The following is a 15,191-nucleotide window of genomic DNA, read 5'->3' on the forward strand; positions in this document are numbered from 1 at the left end:
TACGGCGGCCATAGCGAAAGGGAAACACCCGGTCCCATCCCGAACCCGGAAGTTAAGCCTTTCAGCGCCGATGGTACTGCAACCGCGAGGTTGTGGGAGAGTAGGACGCCGCCGGACATACACTCCGTAGAGGCCACCGCAAGGTGGCCTCTACGTGTTTTTCCGGGAAAGTACGTCGGTACCGGCCCCGTCGCGGGCCAGGAAGTGCAGAGGTGAGTCGTGGCCGAGGAGCGTCGCAACCAGCGGTCGTCCCAGGGAACGGGCGGCGGGAGCCGGTCCGGAGGCCCGCGAGGCGGCAAGCCGGTCTCCGGCGGTCGTGGCCGGCCCGACGGGGCGGGCAGCGGCCGGCCGCAGAAGAGCGGGAGCTCCGGCTCGGGCCGCTCGAGCGAGCGGGCCGAGCGGTTCGAGCCCCGCGGCGATGAACGCCGGGACCGGCGCAGCGGCGGCCGCCCCGAGCGTGGGGGTCGCGCCGAGCGCGGGGACCGCTCCGAGCGTCCTGGTCGCAAGCAGGACTGGAAGCGGCCCGCCGACAAGCAGGCGGACCGCACCGAGGAGCAGGCCCGCTACGACGGACCCGACCTCCCGGCCGACATCACCGGCAAGGAGCTCGACCGGTCGATCACCGCGCAGCTCAAGGGGCTGCCGGAGAAGCTCGCCTCCCGGGTCGCGCGCCACCTCGCGGCCGCGGGGTCGCTCATCGACGACGACCCCGAGACCGCCTACCAGCACACGCTGGCCGCCCGGGCGCGCGCACCGCGACTGGCCGTCGTCCGCGAGGCGACGGGCGAGGCGGCGTACGCGGCGGGTCACTACGCCGAGGCGCTCGCCGAGCTGCGGGCCGCCAAGCGGATGAACGGCGCGACGGCCTACCTGCCGATCATGGCCGACTGCCACCGCGCGCTGGGCCACCCCGACCAGGCGCTCAAGCTCGCCAAGAGCCCGTCGGTGGCCAACTTCGTGCCCGAGGCGAAGGCCGAGATGACCATCGTGGAGGCCGGCGCCCGCCGGGACATGGGTCAGCTCGACGCCGCGCTGCGGACGCTGGAGCTCGCGCCGCTGACCTCGAAGAACCGCGCGTCGTGGGTGGTGCGTCTGCGCTACGCGTACGCCGACACCCTCGAGGCGGCCGGTCGCCTCAACGACGCGCTCACGTGGTTCCACCGCACGCACGCGATCGACAGCGACGAGATCACCGACGCGGCGGCGCGGGCCGACGCACTGGAGAAGCGCATCCCGCAGGACTGACCGTAGGCGCCGTGCTCGGCCGGGGTCAGCGCCCGAGCACGGTGACCACGGCGTGGTCCACCCCGGCCGGCTGGGTCGCGGCGCGGATGCCGTCCTGGTAGCCGATGCGGATCCGGTCCAGCACGACGATCGCCGGCTCGGCGGCGACGACCTCGACGACCAGGGAGTCGCCCGGCTCGAGGCGCTCGCCCTCCGGCGGCACCAGCTCGCGGCAGAAGGCGCCCGGGTCGGAGGTCACGACCAGCGAGCCGCCCTTGCAGAGCAGGGGGGCCAGCTCGACGTCGGTGTTGGCGGTCGCGTGCACCTTGACCCCGTCGAGGGCGAGCGAGCGGTCGCCGGGAGCGGCGAACATCCCGACGTACACGGGGGTGTCCACCGGCGTCGTGGCGCGTCGCGCGTCGGTCGAGGTGGCCAGCGCCGGCGGGTGGGTGCAGTACCAGGCGAGCACCGCGAGCAGCGCCGCCGCGAGGAGCGCCCAGACCGCCCAGCGGGTGCGCCGGCGCCGGGTGCTCACCTCGAGGGTCACGGCGTTGGTCATGGTCGAGAGGGTAGGGCACGTCACACGCCGCTTACGGACGCTCGGCGTCGGGTACCCACTCCCTGGTTCTTGACCCCCGCACCGCGCGGCGGTTCACTGCGGGAAGTCGTGGAGGAGGGGCGATGGTGCGGTTCTCGGGAGCCGGCGTGAGCGACGTCGGCCACGTGCGCGAGCACAACGAGGACTCCGGGTTCGTCGCGTCGCGGGTGGGCCTGGTCGCCGACGGCGTGGGCGGGGCCGCAGCGGGCGAGATCGCGTCCGCCACGGTCGCGGCGGCCGTGGTCGACGCCGTGCTGGCGCACGCCGGCGCCACCCTCGAGCAGACCCTCCAGGCCGGTGCCGACCGGGCCCGGTCGGGGATCCGCCGCGCCATCCAGCACGACCTCACCCGGCTCGGCATGGCGACGACCCTGACGGTGCTGCTCTGCGACGGCGAGCGGGTCGTGCTCGGCCACGTCGGCGACTCGCGCGCCTACCGGCTCCGGGGCGGCACGCTGACGCAGCTCTCGACCGACCACACCTACGTCGCGCACCTCGTCGCCTCGGGGCAGCTCGGCGCCGACGCGGTCGCCCGGCACCCGTGGCGCAACGTCGTCCTGCGGTCGGTCGACGGCGACCCGGCGGACCAAGGGGTCGACCTGGCACCGGTCGACGCCGCCCCGGGGGACCGCTTCCTGGTGTGCAGCGACGGATTGACCGACATGGTCCCCGACCCGGAGGTGGCGCGGCTGCTCGCGGAGGGGTCGCCCGGCGAGGCAGCGGCCGGGCTGACCGAGGCGGCGCTCGCGGCGGGCGGCCGGGACAACATCACCTGCGTCGTCCTCGACCTGGTCGACGACGCGGGCGTGGTCCGCGACGAGGACGGGACGCGGCTCGGTGCGCTCGCGGATCCGGTCAACGTGGTCGACCCCGGCCCGGTCCGGATCGTGCGGGGGCCCGCCACGGCGCTGTGAGCCGTGGCACACTGCCCGCCGTGACGAACGTCGAGCGCCCGGCCCTCGAGGGCACCGTCGCCGTGCGCGCGGGCCGGCGCCTCAGCTTCGCGGAGTACGGCGCGGCGCGCGGACCCGCGGTCGTCTGGATGCACGGCACGCCCGGCGGTCGCCGGCAGATCCCCCTGGAGGCCCGCGCGTTCGCGGAGGCCCGCGGGGTGCGGATCATCGGCATCGACCGGCCGGGGATCGGGACGTCGACGCCGTACCTCTACCGCGACGTGCGCGACTGGACCGACGACCTGGCCGTCCTGCTCGACACCCTCGCCGTGGACACGCTCCGGCTGGTCGGGCTCTCCGGCGGCGCGCCGTACGTCCTGGCGGCCGGAGCGGCGATGCCCGACCGGGTGCACGGGATCGCCGTGCTCGGCGGCGTGGCGCCCACGGTGGGCCCGGACGCGGCTCCCGGCGGCCCCATCCAGCTGGCCGTGCGCCTCGCGCCGGTGATCGAGGCGACGCGAGTCCCGCTCGGGGTGGGCCTGACGCAGGTCATCCGCCTGGTGCGGCCGATCGCCGGCACCTTCCTCGACCTGTACGCCGCGGTGCAGCCGGAGGGGGACCGGCGGCTGCTGGCGCGACCGGAGTTCAAGGCGATGTTCGTCGACGACCTGCTCAACGGCAGCCGCTTCCAGACCTCCGCCCCGCTCGCCGACCTGGTGCTCTTCACCCGGGACTGGGGCTTCCGGCTCGCGGAGGTGACCGTGCCGGTGCGCTGGTGGCACGGCGACGCCGACCACATCGTGCCGTTCCGGCACGGGCAGCACGTCGTCGACCGGCTCCCGGACGCCACGATCACCGCCATCGACGGCGAGAGCCACCTCGGCGGGCTCGGCATCGCCGAGGAGGTGCTCGGCACCGTCCTGGACCTCGGTCCGCGCCGGGCGGGGGCCGCCGCGGGCGGTTCCTGACCCCCGACGGTCCATACCGCTGGTGCTCAGCGGCAACATAGGTCACAATGGGAGCACAACTACATCGTTGTCACTCGACTGACTTCAACCGACACGAGACCGCTGGGGAAGGCGTAGCTCGCGCCGGAGGAAGAAGGAGGTCACGGTGACCGCACGCACTGCTACCCGCACCGCGACGAGGGGCGTCCTGTACGTCCACTCAGCGCCGTCCGCGCTGTGCCCGCACATCGAGTGGGCCGTCGGTGGTGTGCTGGGTGCTGCCGTCAACGCCGACTGGACCCCCCAGCCGGCGCAGGCAGGCACCTACCGCGCCGAGCTGTCCTGGACCGGCGCGCCGGGTTCCGCTGCCGCCATCGCCTCGGCGCTGCGCGGCTGGAACCACCTGCGCTTCGAGGTGACCGAGGAGCCCACGTCGGGCACCGAGGGCGCCCGCTACTCCTACACGCCCGAGCTCGGCGTCTTCCACGCCGTCACCGGCCTCCACGGCGACATCATGATCCCCGAGGACCGGCTCAAGGCCGCGGTGGTCAAGGCCGCCCTCGGCGACACCACCCTGCTGGTCGAGATCGACAAGCTCCTCGGCAAGCCTTGGGACGACGAGCTGGAGACCTTCCGGCACGCCGGCGACGGCGCCCCCGTGCGTTGGCTCCACCAGGTCGTCTGACCGGACGCACGACGCCGCCGGTGCCCGGAGGCACCGGCGGCGACAGGTGTCGGCTGGCGTTCGACAGGTGGGCGACAGGTGGACGGTGGTCCGCCGTCGTCAGAGCGGGATGTTGCCGTGCGCCCCGTGCCGGACGCCCTCGGCCTGGACGGCCTCGTCGATGGCGCGGGCGAGCGCGGACCGGGTGAGCGCCGGGTCGACGACCTCGTCGACGACACCGATCTCGACCGCCTTGTCGACGCCTCCCGCGAGCCGCTCGTGCTCGGCGGCGAGCTCAGCCTCGACCTGCGGGCGGATCTCGGGGGCGACCTCGGCCAGCCGGCGCCGGTGGAGGACGCGGATCGCGGCGACCGCCCCCATGACGGCGACCTCCGCGCCGGGCCAGGCGAAGACCCGCGTGGCGCCGAGCGAGCGGGAGTTCATCGCGATGTACGCGCCGCCGTACGTCTTCCGGGTCACCAGCGTCACCCGCGGGACCACGCACTCCCCGAACGCGTGCAGCAGCTTGGCGCCGCGGCGTACGACGCCGTCCCACTCCTGGCCCACGCCGGGCAGGTAGCCCGGTACGTCGACGAGCACGACCAGCGGCACGCCCAGCGCGTCGCACATCCGCACGAACCGGCTGGCCTTCTCGGCCGAGAGCGAGTCGAGGCAGCCGCCGAGGCGGAGCGGGTTGTTGGCGACGACACCGACGGTGCGCCCGCCGAGCCGGCCCAGGGCGGTGACGATGTTCGGCGCCCAGCGGGCGTGCAGCTCGAGCATGGTGCCGTCGTCGAGGACGGCCTCCACGAGGGGGTGCACGTCGTAGGCGCGCTTCCGGGACTCCGGCAGGACCGCGGCCAGGTCGCGGTCCTCCACGTCGGCGACCCGCAGGCTGCCCTGGGCGCCCAGGAGGTGTGCGACGCGGCGCGCCTGGTCGAGCGCGTCACGCTCGGACTCGGCCAGCACGTGGACGACGCCGGAGCGGCGGCCGTGCGGCTCGGGACCGCCGAGGCGCAGCATGTCGACGTCCTCGCCGGTGACCGAGCGGACGACGTCCGGCCCGGTCACGAAGATGCGGCCCTCGGGACCGAGGACGACCACGTCGGTGAGGGCGGGGCCGTACGCCGCGCCGCCGGCCGCCGGGCCGAGCACGACCGAGACCTGGGGCACCCGGCCGGAGGCCTGCGTCATCACCTTGAAGATCCGGCCGACCGCGTGGAGCGACAGCACGCCCTCGGCGAGCCGGGCGCCGCCGGAGTGCCACAGGCCGATGATCGGCACGCCGTCGGTCATCGCCCGGTGGTAGGCGTCCACCACGACCTGGCAGCCGCGGTCGCCCATCGCGCCACCCATGACGGTGGCGTCGGAGCAGAACGCGACGACGCGGGAGCCGTCGACGGTGCCGACGGCGGCGACCATGCCGGAGTCGTCGTCGGGGGTGATCAGCTCGAGGCTGTCGTCGTCGAGCAGGGACCGCAGCCGGGTGACCGGGTGTCGGGGGTCCTGCTCGCGAGGCAGCTTGACCGGCGTGCGGGGCGCGGCGGGCGCCGTGGCCTGGGTCACGAGACGCTCCGGAAGGCGATGGCCACGTTGTGGCCGCCGAACCCGAAGGAGTTGTTGAGCGCAGCGACGTCGCCGGCAGGGAGGTCGCGCACCTTGTCGGCCAGGTCGAGGCCGACGTCCTCGGGGTCCTCGAGGTTGATCGTCGGCGGCACCGTCCGGTGGTGGATCGCGAGCACCGTGGCGACCGACTCCAGCGCTCCGGCGGCACCGAGCAGGTGGCCGGTCATCGACTTGGTCGAGGTCAGCACCGCGCCGGACGCGGCGTCGCCGAGCGCGTTGCGGATCGCCAGCGCCTCGGCCACGTCGCCCTGGGGGGTCGAGGTGGCGTGGGCGTTGATGTGCACGACGTCAGAGGGGGAGAGCTCGGCGTCGCGGAGGGCGAAGCGCATCGCGCGGGTCGCGCCCGCACCGACCGGGTCGGGCTGAGCGATGTCGTGGGAGTCGGCGGTGATGCCGGCGCCCCCGGCCTCGGCGTACACCCGGGCGCCGCGTGCGGCGGCGTGCTCGGCGGACTCCAGCACGAGGACGGCGGCGCCCTCGCCGAGGACGAAGCCGTCGCGTCCCTTGTCCCACGGACGCGAGGCGGCGCCGGGGTCGTCGTTGCGCTTGGAGAGCGCCATCATCTGCCCGAACGCGGCCATCGGCAGCGCGTGCACGGCGGCCTCCGTCCCGCCGCAGACCACGATGTCGGCGCGGCCGAGGCGGATGAGGTCGATGCCGAGGGCGATCGCCTCGTTGCCCGACGCGCAGGCCGAGACGGGCGTGTGGACACCCGACTTGGCGCCGAGCGCCAGGCCGATGCCGGCAGCCGGACCGTTGGGCATGAGCATCGGGATCGCCAGCGGCGAGACCCGGCGCGGGCCCTTCTCGAGCAGGGCGTCGTAGTTCGACAGCAACGTCGTGACGCCGCCGATGCCGGACGCCATCGCGACCGAGAGACGCTCGGGGTCGATGCCGGCCTCCGACGCGGAGCCGGAGAGGCCGGCGTCGGCCCAGGCCTCGAGGGCAGCCACCATGGCCAGCTGGCCGGACCGGTCCATCCGGCGCGCCTTGACCCGGTCGAGGACCTCACCGGGCTCGACCGCGACCCGGGCGGCGATGCGCGCGCCCAGGGGCTCGGCCCACTCCTCGGTGAGCGGCGTGACGCCGGAACGGCCCTCGAGCAGGGCGGACCAGGTGGTGGGGACGTCACCCCCGACCGGGGAGGTGGCTCCCAGGCCGGTGACGACGACGCGCGTGGCGGACATGATGGCTGCTCCTCGGGGAGGGGACGTGCGGGGCGGGACGGTGGCGCGCGGCCGTCAGGCCGAGGCGCGCTCGATGAAGGCCACGGCGTCGCCGACGGTGCGGAGGTTCTTGACCTCGTCGTCGGGGATGGAGACGCCGAACTTCTCCTCGGCGGCCACGACGACCTCGACCATCGACAGGGAGTCGACGTCGAGGTCCTCGACGAAGGCCTTGTCGAGCTGGACGTCGGCGGCGTCGACGCCGGCGACCTCGTTGACGATCTCGGCGAGGTCGGAGCGGATCTCCTCGGTGGTTGCCATGCGTGCTTCCTCTCGGGTTGGGGTGGTGCGGGAACTCGGGGGTCCTGCCGGCGCAGCGCCGGTCAGGGGACGGTGACGACCTGGGCGGCGTACGCCAGGCCGGCGCCGAAGGCGACCAGCAGGGCGGTGTCGCCGGAGCGGGCGTCGCCCTCGGCGAGCATCCGGTCCAGCGCCAGCGGGATGGACGCCGCCGAGGTGTTGCCCTGCTCGGCGATGTCGCGGGCGATCCGGACCGTCTCGGGCAGCTTCATCGCCCGCGCCATCGCGTCGGTGATGCGCATGTTGGCCTGGTGCGGGACGAAGCAGTCGAGCTGGTCGACGGTGATGCCGGCGCGGTCGAGCGCCTGCTGGCCGACCTTCGCCATCGCGAAGGAGGCCCACCGGAAGACCGAGCTGCCCTGCATGACCAGGTGCGGCATCGCTGGCGCCTCGGCGGCGAGGACGTCGCGCCAGTCGTGGCGGGAGCGGATGAGGTCGGCCTGCTCCCCGTCGGAGCCCCACACGACCGGGCCGATGCCGGGCTCGTCGCTCGGTCCGACCACCGCCGCGCCGGCGCCGTCGGCGAAGATGAAGGCCGTGCCGCGGTCGGTCATGTCGGTGATGTCGGAGAGCCGCTCGACGCCGACGACCAGCACGTGCCGGGCGCTGCCGGCCCGGACGAAGTCCGCCGCCATGGCGATGCCGTGGCAGAAGCCGGCGCACGCGGCGGAGATGTCGAACGCTGCGGCCTGGTCGGTGCCGAGCTCGTGGGCGACCGCGGTCGCGACGGCGGGGGTCTGCACGAGGTGGCTCACGGTGGCCACGACGACGCAGTCGATCTGCTTGCTCTCCACGCCGGCGCGCTCGAGCGCCTGGCGTGCGGCGGCGACCGACATCACCTGGATCGTCTCGTCGGGCTCGGCGAAGCGGCGCTGCCGAATCCCCGAACGCTGCTGGATCCACTCGTCGCTGGAGTCGATCGCCTCGACGACCTCCGCGTTGGGGACGACGCGCCGGGGGCGGTAGGCGCCGATGCCCAGGATCCGCGCGTGCGGGGCGCCGGTGGCCGCCCGGATGGCCGCCGGCATCAGGCGGCGCCCTCGGGGTGCAGGCGCAGCAGCGGCTGGCCGGGGGAGACGAGGTCGCCGTCCTCGACGAGCCACTCCACGACCTGGCCGCCGTGGGCGGCGGTGACCGGGATCCGGTCGCGCAGGCTGGCGACGTCGCCGATCGGGGCGCCCGCGGGCAGCACGTCGGTCGCCGCGGCGTCGCCGGCGATGTGGAAGGTGCCCTTGACCGGGGAGACGACCATCCGCCACGTCGGCGAGGTCTCCATCTCCGAGGACTCGCCGTGCTCGTCGCAGAACGCGCGGGCGGCGTCGAGCTGGTCGGGGGTCTTCAGCGCGAAGGTCGCCACGCCCTTGAGCGCGCGCTTGGCGATGCCGGTCAGTGTGCCGGCCGGCGGCATCTCCAGGATGCCCGTGACGCCGAGGTCGGCCATCGTCTCCAGGCACAGGTCCCACCGCACGGGGCTGGCGACCTGGCCGACGATCCGGCGCAGGACCTCGCGACCGTCGTGGACCACCTGGCCGTCGCGGTTGGAGATCACCCGCGTGCGCGGGTCGTGGGTGGAGACCGAGCGGGCGAGTCGCTCGACGTGGTCGACGGCCGGGCGCATGTGCTCGGTGTGGAAGGCGCCGGCGACGCTCAGGGGCATGAGCCGCGCCTTCGCGGGCGCGTCGTCGGCGAGGGCAGCGAGCTGCTCGAGGGTGCCGGCTGCGACGACCTGGCCGGGGCCGTTGTCGTTGGCGGCGGTGAGGCCGTGGCGGGCCAGCGTCGCCAGCACCTCGTCCCGGTCGCCGCCGAGGATCGCGGTCATCCCGGTCGGGGTCGCGGCGGAGGCGTCGGCCATGGCGTTGCCGCGCTCGCGGACCAGCACCATCGCCTGCTCGGCCGTGATCGCCCGGGCGCCGGCCGCGGCGGTCAGCTCGCCGACGCTGTGGCCGGCCACGGCACCGATCCGCGCGAACGCGTCGGCGGGGTGGGGGAACAGCTCGAGCGCGGCCACGAGGCCGGTCGCCACCAGCAGCGGCTGGGCGACGCGGGTGTCGCGGATGGTCTCCGCGTCGGACTCGGTGCCGTGGGTGACGAGGTCCGCGCCGGCGACGGTCGCGAGCCACTCGAACCGGGAGGCGAAGGTCGGGTCCTCCAGCCAGGGCCGGAGGAAGCCGGGGGTCTGGGCCCCCTGGCCCGGGGCGACGATGACGAGCACGAGGTCCACCCTGCCGTTCCCCCCCGTCCCGCCTCGCCTCGGACGCGGACGAAATCGACCCGGGTCGCGTTGTGGGAACCCCACAACTTCCGACGCCGCGTCGCGGCTACCGGCGACGCGCTCAGGAGACCCGTCCGGACTGCCGGCCGAGGACGAGCGCGATGCGCAGCACGAAGGCGTCGCGCGGGCGGGTGGGGGAGAAGCCGGTCAGCTCGGTGACCTGCCGCAGGCGGTAGCGGACGGTGTTCGGGTGGACGAAGAGCGTCCGGGCGGTGGCCTCGATCGAGGAGCCCTCGTCGAGGTACGTCGCCAGCGTCTCGATCATCGTGCCGCGGGCCTGCAGCAGGGGCAGGTAGAGCTGCTCGACCAGGTGCCGGCGGGCGTGCCCGTCGCCGGCCAGCGCGCGCTCGGGCAGCAGCTCGATGCTCTGCACCGGCCGCGGCGCGCCGGGCCAGCCGGCGGCGGCGCGGTGGGCCGAGACCGCGGCGCGGGCCGACACGTGCGCACCGGCCAGGTCGTCGGCGGCCGGGCCCACGACGACCGGGCCGGCGCCGAAGCTGCCGACCACCGACTCGGCGGCCACCCGGGGGTCCTCGACCCCGCCGAGGAGCACCACGAGCCGGTCGCCCTGCACCGCGCACAGCGCCTCGAGGCCCGCAGACCGCGCCGCGCGGCGTACCTCCTCGGGCAGGTCGGCGGCCGCGCGGCCACCCGGCACCGCGCCGAGGACGACCGCGACGTCGCCGACGGCGCCCCAGCCCAGCGCACTGGCCCGGCTGAGCACCGCCTCGTCGGCCTCCGAGCGGAGCACCGCGTCGACGACGAGCGCCTCGAGCCGGGCGTCCCAGGCGCCGCGGACCTCGGCGGCGCGGGCGTAGACCTCGGCGGTGGCGAACGCGACCTCCCGGGCGTAGCGCAGGACCGCGGCGCGGACCAGCGGGACGTCCTCGGCGTCGAGCAGACGGTCCACGTCGCTCTCGACGACCGCGATCGAGAGCCGGACGAGGTCGACGGTCTGCTGCAGGTTGATCACGCCCGCCAGCGCCCGCGGGGCGGCCCCGAAGACCGACGCGGCCAGCTCGTTGGCACCGGGCGCGGGGGAGCCGTCGTCGGCGCGGAACCAGTCCACGAACGCCTTGATGCCGGCCTGGACGATCAGCCCCACCCAGGACCGGTCCTGGGCGGACAGCTCGCGGAACCACGGCAGCTCGGCGTCCATCCGTGCGGTCGCCGCGGTGCTGAGCGCCCCGGTGGCCCGCTGGAGTGCATCGGCCGTGGTCGAGCGGGGTACTGCGGGGCGTCGGCTCGGCACGCCACGAGGCTAGTCCGCGGACTGCTGCAGGGGCGGGCCGGTCCGACCGATCGGAGGACGCGCACGACGCTCGACGCGCGGAATCCTGTTGCAGGCAAGGGAAATCCGAGCGATCACGACCCGCCGGCCCGGGTTCGCCCCCTAGGGTCGGGTCCAGGTCGAGATCCAGCTCCGACGGAGGAGGACCACGTGTCCACCAAGCCCCACGAGGTCCAGCACGTCACCATCCACGGGCACCGCCGCGCGTACGTGAAGGTGGGGCAGGGGCCCGCGCTCCTCCTCCTGCACGGTCTCGGCTGCAGCCACTCCACCTGGGCGCCGGTCATCGACCTGCTCGCCCGGCGCTACACGGTGATCGCCCCCGACCTGCTCGGCCACGGGCAGTCGGACAAGCCGCGGGCCGACTACAGCCTCGGCGGCTTCGCCAACGGGATGCGCGACCTGCTCACCGTCCTCGGGATCGAGCAGGTGACCGTCGTGGGCCACAGCTTCGGCGGCGGGGTCGCGATGCAGTTCGCCTACCAGTACCCCGAGCGGACCGAGCGGCTCGTCCTGGTCGCCTCCGGCGGCCTGGGACCCGAGGTGACCGCCGCGATCCGCGCCGTCACCACCCCCGGCTTCCACCAGGCGATGGGCGTGCTGACGCTGCCGGGCATCCGGCACGTCGGCAAGAAGGGCATGCAGCTGCTCGGCGCGCTGCCCTCGCGCCACGCCCGCGACCTCGGCGAGATGGCCGAGATCTACGACTCCTTCAAGGACCCGGCCGCCCGCCACGCCATCCGCCACGTCGTGCGCGGCGTCGTGGACTGGAAGGGCCAGGTCGTCACGATGGCCGACCGCGCCTACCTCACCGAGGAGATGCCGATGCTCGTCGTCTGGGGACGCGACGACACCGTCATCCCCGTGCGGCACGCCGGGATCGCCGGCGAGCTCGCCCCGCGGTCACGCGTGGAGGTGATGCCGAACGCCGGGCACTTCCCGCACAAGGACCACCCCGAGCGGTTCGCCAAGTTGCTGCACGACTTCATCCGGAGCGCCCAGCCGGCGACGTACGACCGGGAGCGCGTGCGGACGCTGCTGGTCAACGGCCGCAGCGAGCCGGCGCCGGTCGCCACGGTCACCGACATCACCAGCGCCTGAGACGCGAGCAGGGCGGTGACCGAGTGGTCACCGCCCTGCCTCGTCTCACCGGGTCTCGACACGCGGGTCGCGACGTCGCAGGCTCCGTCGCGCCGCTCGCTCGACCACCGTCAAGGGATTGACGCCTTCGTGCCTCAGGCGTCTCCCCCTTCCTGCTTCACGCCGGCGACGGCCGTCGGGTCGTCGATGCGGTACGTCGCGAACGCCTTCTCGACCTGCGAGCGGTCGATCTGGCCGGCGTCGGCGAGGGCCTGGAGGGCCTGCACCACGACGGACTGGGCGTCGATGTGGAAGTAGCGACGGGCGGCCGGGCGGGTGTCGGCGAAGCCGAAGCCGTCGGCGCCCAGCACCCGGTAGTCACCCGGCACCCAGCGCGCGATCTGCAGCGGCACGGCCCGCATGAAGTCCGAGACCGCGACGACGGGACCCTCGACGTCGACCAGCCGCTCCTCGACGTACGACGAGCGGGCCTCCTCGCCCGGGTGCAGGAGGTTCCACTCCTCGGCGGCGATGGCGTCGCGGGCCAGCTCGTTCCACGAGGTGACCGACCAGGTGTCGGCCTGGACGCCCCACTCCTCGGCGAGCATCCGCTTCGCGTCCTGGATCCAGGGCATGCCGACGCCCGAGCCCAGGAGCGTGACCCGCGGGCCCTCGCCCTCGGCGCGGGAGACCTGGTGCATGCCGCGCAGGATGCCCTCGACGTCGACGTCGTCGGGCTCCTTGGGCTGCGGCACCGGCTCGTTGTAGACCGTCAGGTAGAAGATGACGTTCTCGCCGTTGCCCTCGGGCCCGCCGGTGCCGTACATCCGCTCGAGGCCCGAGCGCATGATGTGGGCGACCTCGTAGGCGTAGGCCGGGTCGTAGTGCACGACCGCCGGGTTCGTCACCGCGATGAGCGGGGAGTGGCCGTCGGCGTGCTGCAGGCCCTCGCCGGTCAGCGTCGTGCGACCGGCGGTGGCGCCGATCAGGAAGCCGCGGGCGAGCTGGTCGGCCATGGCCCAGATCGAGTCACCCGTCCGCTGGAACCCGAACATCGAGTAGAAGATGTAGAAGGGGATCATCGGCTCGCCGTGCGTGGAGTACGCCGAACCTGCGGCGGTCGCCGACGCCATCGCGCCGGCCTCGGAGATGCCCTCGTGGAGCATCTGGCCCTGTTGCGACTCCTTGTAGGAGAGCAACATGTTCCGGTCGACCGACTCGTACTTCTGGCCGGCCGGGTTGTAGACCTTGGCGCTCGGGAACATCGCGTCCATGCCGAACGTGCGGTACTCGTCCGGCGCGATCGGCACGATGCGCTTGCCGATCTCGGTGTCCTTCATCCAGTCCTTGAGCAGGCGGACGACGGCCATCGTGGTGGCGACGGAGTTCTTGCCCGAGCCCTGCTTCAGCTCGGCGTAGGCCTTGTCGCCGGGCAGGGTGAGCGGCGCCGAGCGCACCACGCGTCGGGGCAGCGAGCCGCCGAGCTGGCGGCGACGCTCGAGCATGTACTCGATCTCGGGGGAGTCGACGCCGGGGTGGAAGAACGGCGCGGTGCCGGTCTCCTCGTAGGCGCGCTCGAGGTCGCGGTCGGAGATGGGGAGGTAGAGCCGGTCCCGGAACCGCTTCAGGTCGGCCGGGGTCAGCTTCTTCATCTGGTGGGTGGCGTTCTTGCCCTCCAGCGCGTCGATGGTCCAGCCCTTGATCGTCTTGGCGAGGATCACGGTCGGCTGGCCGACGTGCTTGGTGGCGGAGTCGAACGCGGCGTACACCTTGCGGTAGTCGTGACCGCCGCGCGGCAGCTTCTGGATCTGCTGGTCGCTCATGTGCTCGACCATCGCGCGCAGGCGCGGGTCGCCGCCGAAGAAGCTCTCGCGGACGTAGGCGCCGTCCTCGACCGAGTAGGTCTGGAACGCACCGTCCGGCGTGGTGTTCATCTTGTTGACCAGCACGCCGTCGACGTCACGGGCGAGCAGCGGGTCCCACTCGCGGCCCCAGACGACCTTGATGACGTTCCAGCCGGCGCCGCGGAAGTTGGCCTCGAGCTCCTGGATGATCTTGCCGTTGCCCGTCACCGGGCCGTCGAGCTGCTGCAGGTTGCAGTTGATCACCCAGGTGAGGTTGTCGAGCTCCTCGCGGGCGGCGATCCGGATCGCGCCGAGCGACTCGGGCTCGGCCATCTCGCCGTCGCCGAGGAACGCCCACACGCGCTGGTCGCTGGTGTCCTTGACGCCGCGGTTCTGCAGGTAGCGGTTGAACCGCGCCTGGTAGATCGAGTTGATGCCGGTCAGGCCCATGGAGACCGTCGGGAACTCCCAGAACTCCGGCATCAGCCGGGGGTGGGGGTACGACGGCAGGCCGGCGCCCGGCCCGTGCTGGACCTCCTGGCGGAACCGGTAGAGCTGCTCCTCCTGCAGCCGCCCCTCGAGGAACGCGCGGGAGTAGACGCCCGGGGACGCGTGGCCCTGGATGTAGACCTGGTCGCCGCCGCCGGGGTGGTCCTTGCCGCGGAAGAAGTGGTTGAAGCCGACCTCGTAGAGGCTCGCCGACGACTGGTACGTCGCGATGTGGCCGCCGACCTCGAGGCCCTTGCGGTTCGCGCTGGAGACCATGACGGCGGCGTTCCAGCGGATGAACGCGCGGATCCGCCGCTCGGCCTCCTCGTCACCGGGGAACCACGGCTCCCGCTCGGGCGGGATGGTGTTGATGTAGTCGGTGCTGCGCAGGGCGGGCACCCCGACCTGCATCTCGCGCGCCCGCTCGAGCAGGCGCAGCATGACGTAGCGCGCACGCTCGCGGCCGCGCTCGTCGACGAGGGAGTCGAAGGAGTCGAGCCAGTCGTGGGTCTCGTCCGGGTCGATGTCGGGCAGCTGGGTCGGCAGGCCCTCGTGGATCACCGAGGGGGTCGAGCCGGTGCGCGTGCCTGAGCTGATGGGTGGTTCTCCGGTCACCCGTTCATCGTTGCACGCAGGGTCGCACGAGGGAATTTACCCGTCGGTAGCCGCGACGCCCCGCACGAGGCGGCCGCTCCGTCCCTCGCCCCGATGGCCGCTCCGCGCCCGTCCCGTGCCCG

General features: G+C 73.7%; 13 protein-coding genes and 1 rRNA gene. 6 read left to right on the forward strand and 8 right to left on the reverse strand.

The window, feature by feature from the left end:
- A 5S ribosomal RNA gene (rrf, locus tag QWY28_RS13025) occupies window positions 1-117 on the forward strand.
- 102 nt (window positions 118-219) lie between these two features.
- Window positions 220-1,245: a tetratricopeptide repeat protein gene (locus tag QWY28_RS13030; RefSeq protein ID WP_300952987.1), complete on the forward strand. Its 1,026-nt coding sequence runs from the start codon at window positions 220-222 to the stop codon at window positions 1,243-1,245.
- Between the two features lie 25 nt (window positions 1,246-1,270).
- Here the strand turns inward: QWY28_RS13030 and QWY28_RS13035 are convergent, their stop codons facing one another.
- Window positions 1,271-1,783 (reverse strand): hypothetical protein, encoded by a 513-nt coding sequence (locus QWY28_RS13035; protein WP_300952988.1) that lies wholly within the window; start codon window positions 1,781-1,783, stop codon window positions 1,271-1,273.
- A gap of 122 nt (window positions 1,784-1,905) precedes the next feature.
- Between QWY28_RS13035 and QWY28_RS13040 the strand changes: the two genes are divergently transcribed.
- The 3 genes from QWY28_RS13040 (at window position 1,906) to QWY28_RS13050 (ending at window position 4,347) form a co-directional block, all read left to right on the forward strand.
- Entirely contained in the window at window positions 1,906-2,736 is an 831-nt protein-coding gene (locus QWY28_RS13040) for a PP2C family protein-serine/threonine phosphatase (protein ID WP_300952989.1), read from the forward strand.
- 20 nt (window positions 2,737-2,756) lie between these two features.
- The gene (locus tag QWY28_RS13045; protein WP_300952990.1) at window positions 2,757-3,683 is read left to right on the forward strand and encodes an alpha/beta fold hydrolase; all 927 of its coding nucleotides are present in this window, start codon (window positions 2,757-2,759) and stop codon (window positions 3,681-3,683) included.
- A gap of 145 nt (window positions 3,684-3,828) precedes the next feature.
- Complete coding sequence (locus QWY28_RS13050; RefSeq protein ID WP_166196528.1) at window positions 3,829-4,347, forward strand: DUF3145 domain-containing protein; 519 nt, start codon at window positions 3,829-3,831, stop codon at window positions 4,345-4,347.
- 99 nt (window positions 4,348-4,446) lie between these two features.
- Here QWY28_RS13050 and QWY28_RS13055 read toward each other — a convergent pair whose 3' ends face one another.
- The 6 genes from QWY28_RS13055 to QWY28_RS13080 all read right to left on the reverse strand — a co-directional run bounded on the left by QWY28_RS13055 (window position 4,447) and on the right by QWY28_RS13080 (window position 11,002).
- Window positions 4,447-5,892 (reverse strand): acyl-CoA carboxylase subunit beta, encoded by a 1,446-nt coding sequence (locus QWY28_RS13055; protein ID WP_439117254.1) that lies wholly within the window; start codon window positions 5,890-5,892, stop codon window positions 4,447-4,449.
- Complete coding sequence (locus QWY28_RS13060) at window positions 5,889-7,139, reverse strand: beta-ketoacyl-[acyl-carrier-protein] synthase family protein (RefSeq protein ID WP_300952991.1); 1,251 nt, start codon at window positions 7,137-7,139, stop codon at window positions 5,889-5,891. Before QWY28_RS13060 ends, QWY28_RS13055 begins: the two co-directional genes overlap by 4 nt.
- 54 nt (window positions 7,140-7,193) lie before the next feature.
- Window positions 7,194-7,439 (reverse strand): acyl carrier protein, encoded by a 246-nt coding sequence (locus QWY28_RS13065; RefSeq protein ID WP_154616258.1) that lies wholly within the window; start codon window positions 7,437-7,439, stop codon window positions 7,194-7,196.
- Window positions 7,440-7,501: 62 nt separating this feature from the next.
- The gene (locus QWY28_RS13070; protein ID WP_300952992.1) at window positions 7,502-8,506 is read right to left on the reverse strand and encodes a beta-ketoacyl-ACP synthase III; all 1,005 of its coding nucleotides are present in this window, start codon (window positions 8,504-8,506) and stop codon (window positions 7,502-7,504) included.
- A complete protein-coding gene (locus QWY28_RS13075) occupies window positions 8,506-9,690 on the reverse strand; it encodes an acyltransferase domain-containing protein (protein ID WP_300953277.1) in 1,185 nt (394 codons plus the stop codon). The genes QWY28_RS13070 and QWY28_RS13075 overlap by 1 nt, the downstream gene beginning before the upstream one ends.
- A 121-nt stretch (window positions 9,691-9,811) precedes the next feature.
- Complete coding sequence (locus tag QWY28_RS13080; RefSeq protein WP_300952993.1) at window positions 9,812-11,002, reverse strand: PucR family transcriptional regulator; 1,191 nt, start codon at window positions 11,000-11,002, stop codon at window positions 9,812-9,814.
- A 189-nt stretch (window positions 11,003-11,191) separates the two neighbouring features.
- On the opposite strand from QWY28_RS13080, the gene QWY28_RS13085 reads away from it, so the two are divergent.
- Window positions 11,192-12,142 carry an alpha/beta fold hydrolase gene (locus QWY28_RS13085; protein WP_300952995.1) on the forward strand — a complete coding sequence of 317 codons (951 nt, stop codon included), beginning with the start codon at window positions 11,192-11,194 and terminating at the stop codon, window positions 12,140-12,142.
- A gap of 134 nt (window positions 12,143-12,276) precedes the next feature.
- Here the strand turns inward: QWY28_RS13085 and aceE are convergent, their stop codons facing one another.
- Complete coding sequence (gene aceE / locus QWY28_RS13090; RefSeq protein WP_500690671.1) at window positions 12,277-15,015, reverse strand: pyruvate dehydrogenase (acetyl-transferring), homodimeric type; 2,739 nt, start codon at window positions 15,013-15,015, stop codon at window positions 12,277-12,279.
- Between the last annotated feature and the right edge of the window lie 176 nt (window positions 15,016-15,191).

The sequence above is a fragment of the Nocardioides oceani genome (genome assembly GCF_030412965.1).
GTDB classification, from domain to species: Bacteria; Actinomycetota; Actinomycetes; order Propionibacteriales; family Nocardioidaceae; genus Nocardioides; species Nocardioides oceani.

Coding starts and splice junctions, on each gene's coding strand:
- QWY28_RS13035 (WP_300952988.1), bottom strand. CDS start 1,783: ATGACCAACGCCGTGACCCTCGAGGTGAGCACCCGGCGCCGGCGCACC.
- QWY28_RS13040 (WP_300952989.1), top strand. CDS start 1,906: ATGGTGCGGTTCTCGGGAGCCGGCGTGAGCGACGTCGGCCACGTGCGC.
- QWY28_RS13060 (WP_300952991.1), bottom strand. CDS start 7,139: ATGTCCGCCACGCGCGTCGTCGTCACCGGCCTGGGAGCCACCTCCCCG.
- QWY28_RS13065 (WP_154616258.1), bottom strand. CDS start 7,439: ATGGCAACCACCGAGGAGATCCGCTCCGACCTCGCCGAGATCGTCAAC.
- QWY28_RS13070 (WP_300952992.1), bottom strand. CDS start 8,506: ATGCCGGCGGCCATCCGGGCGGCCACCGGCGCCCCGCACGCGCGGATC.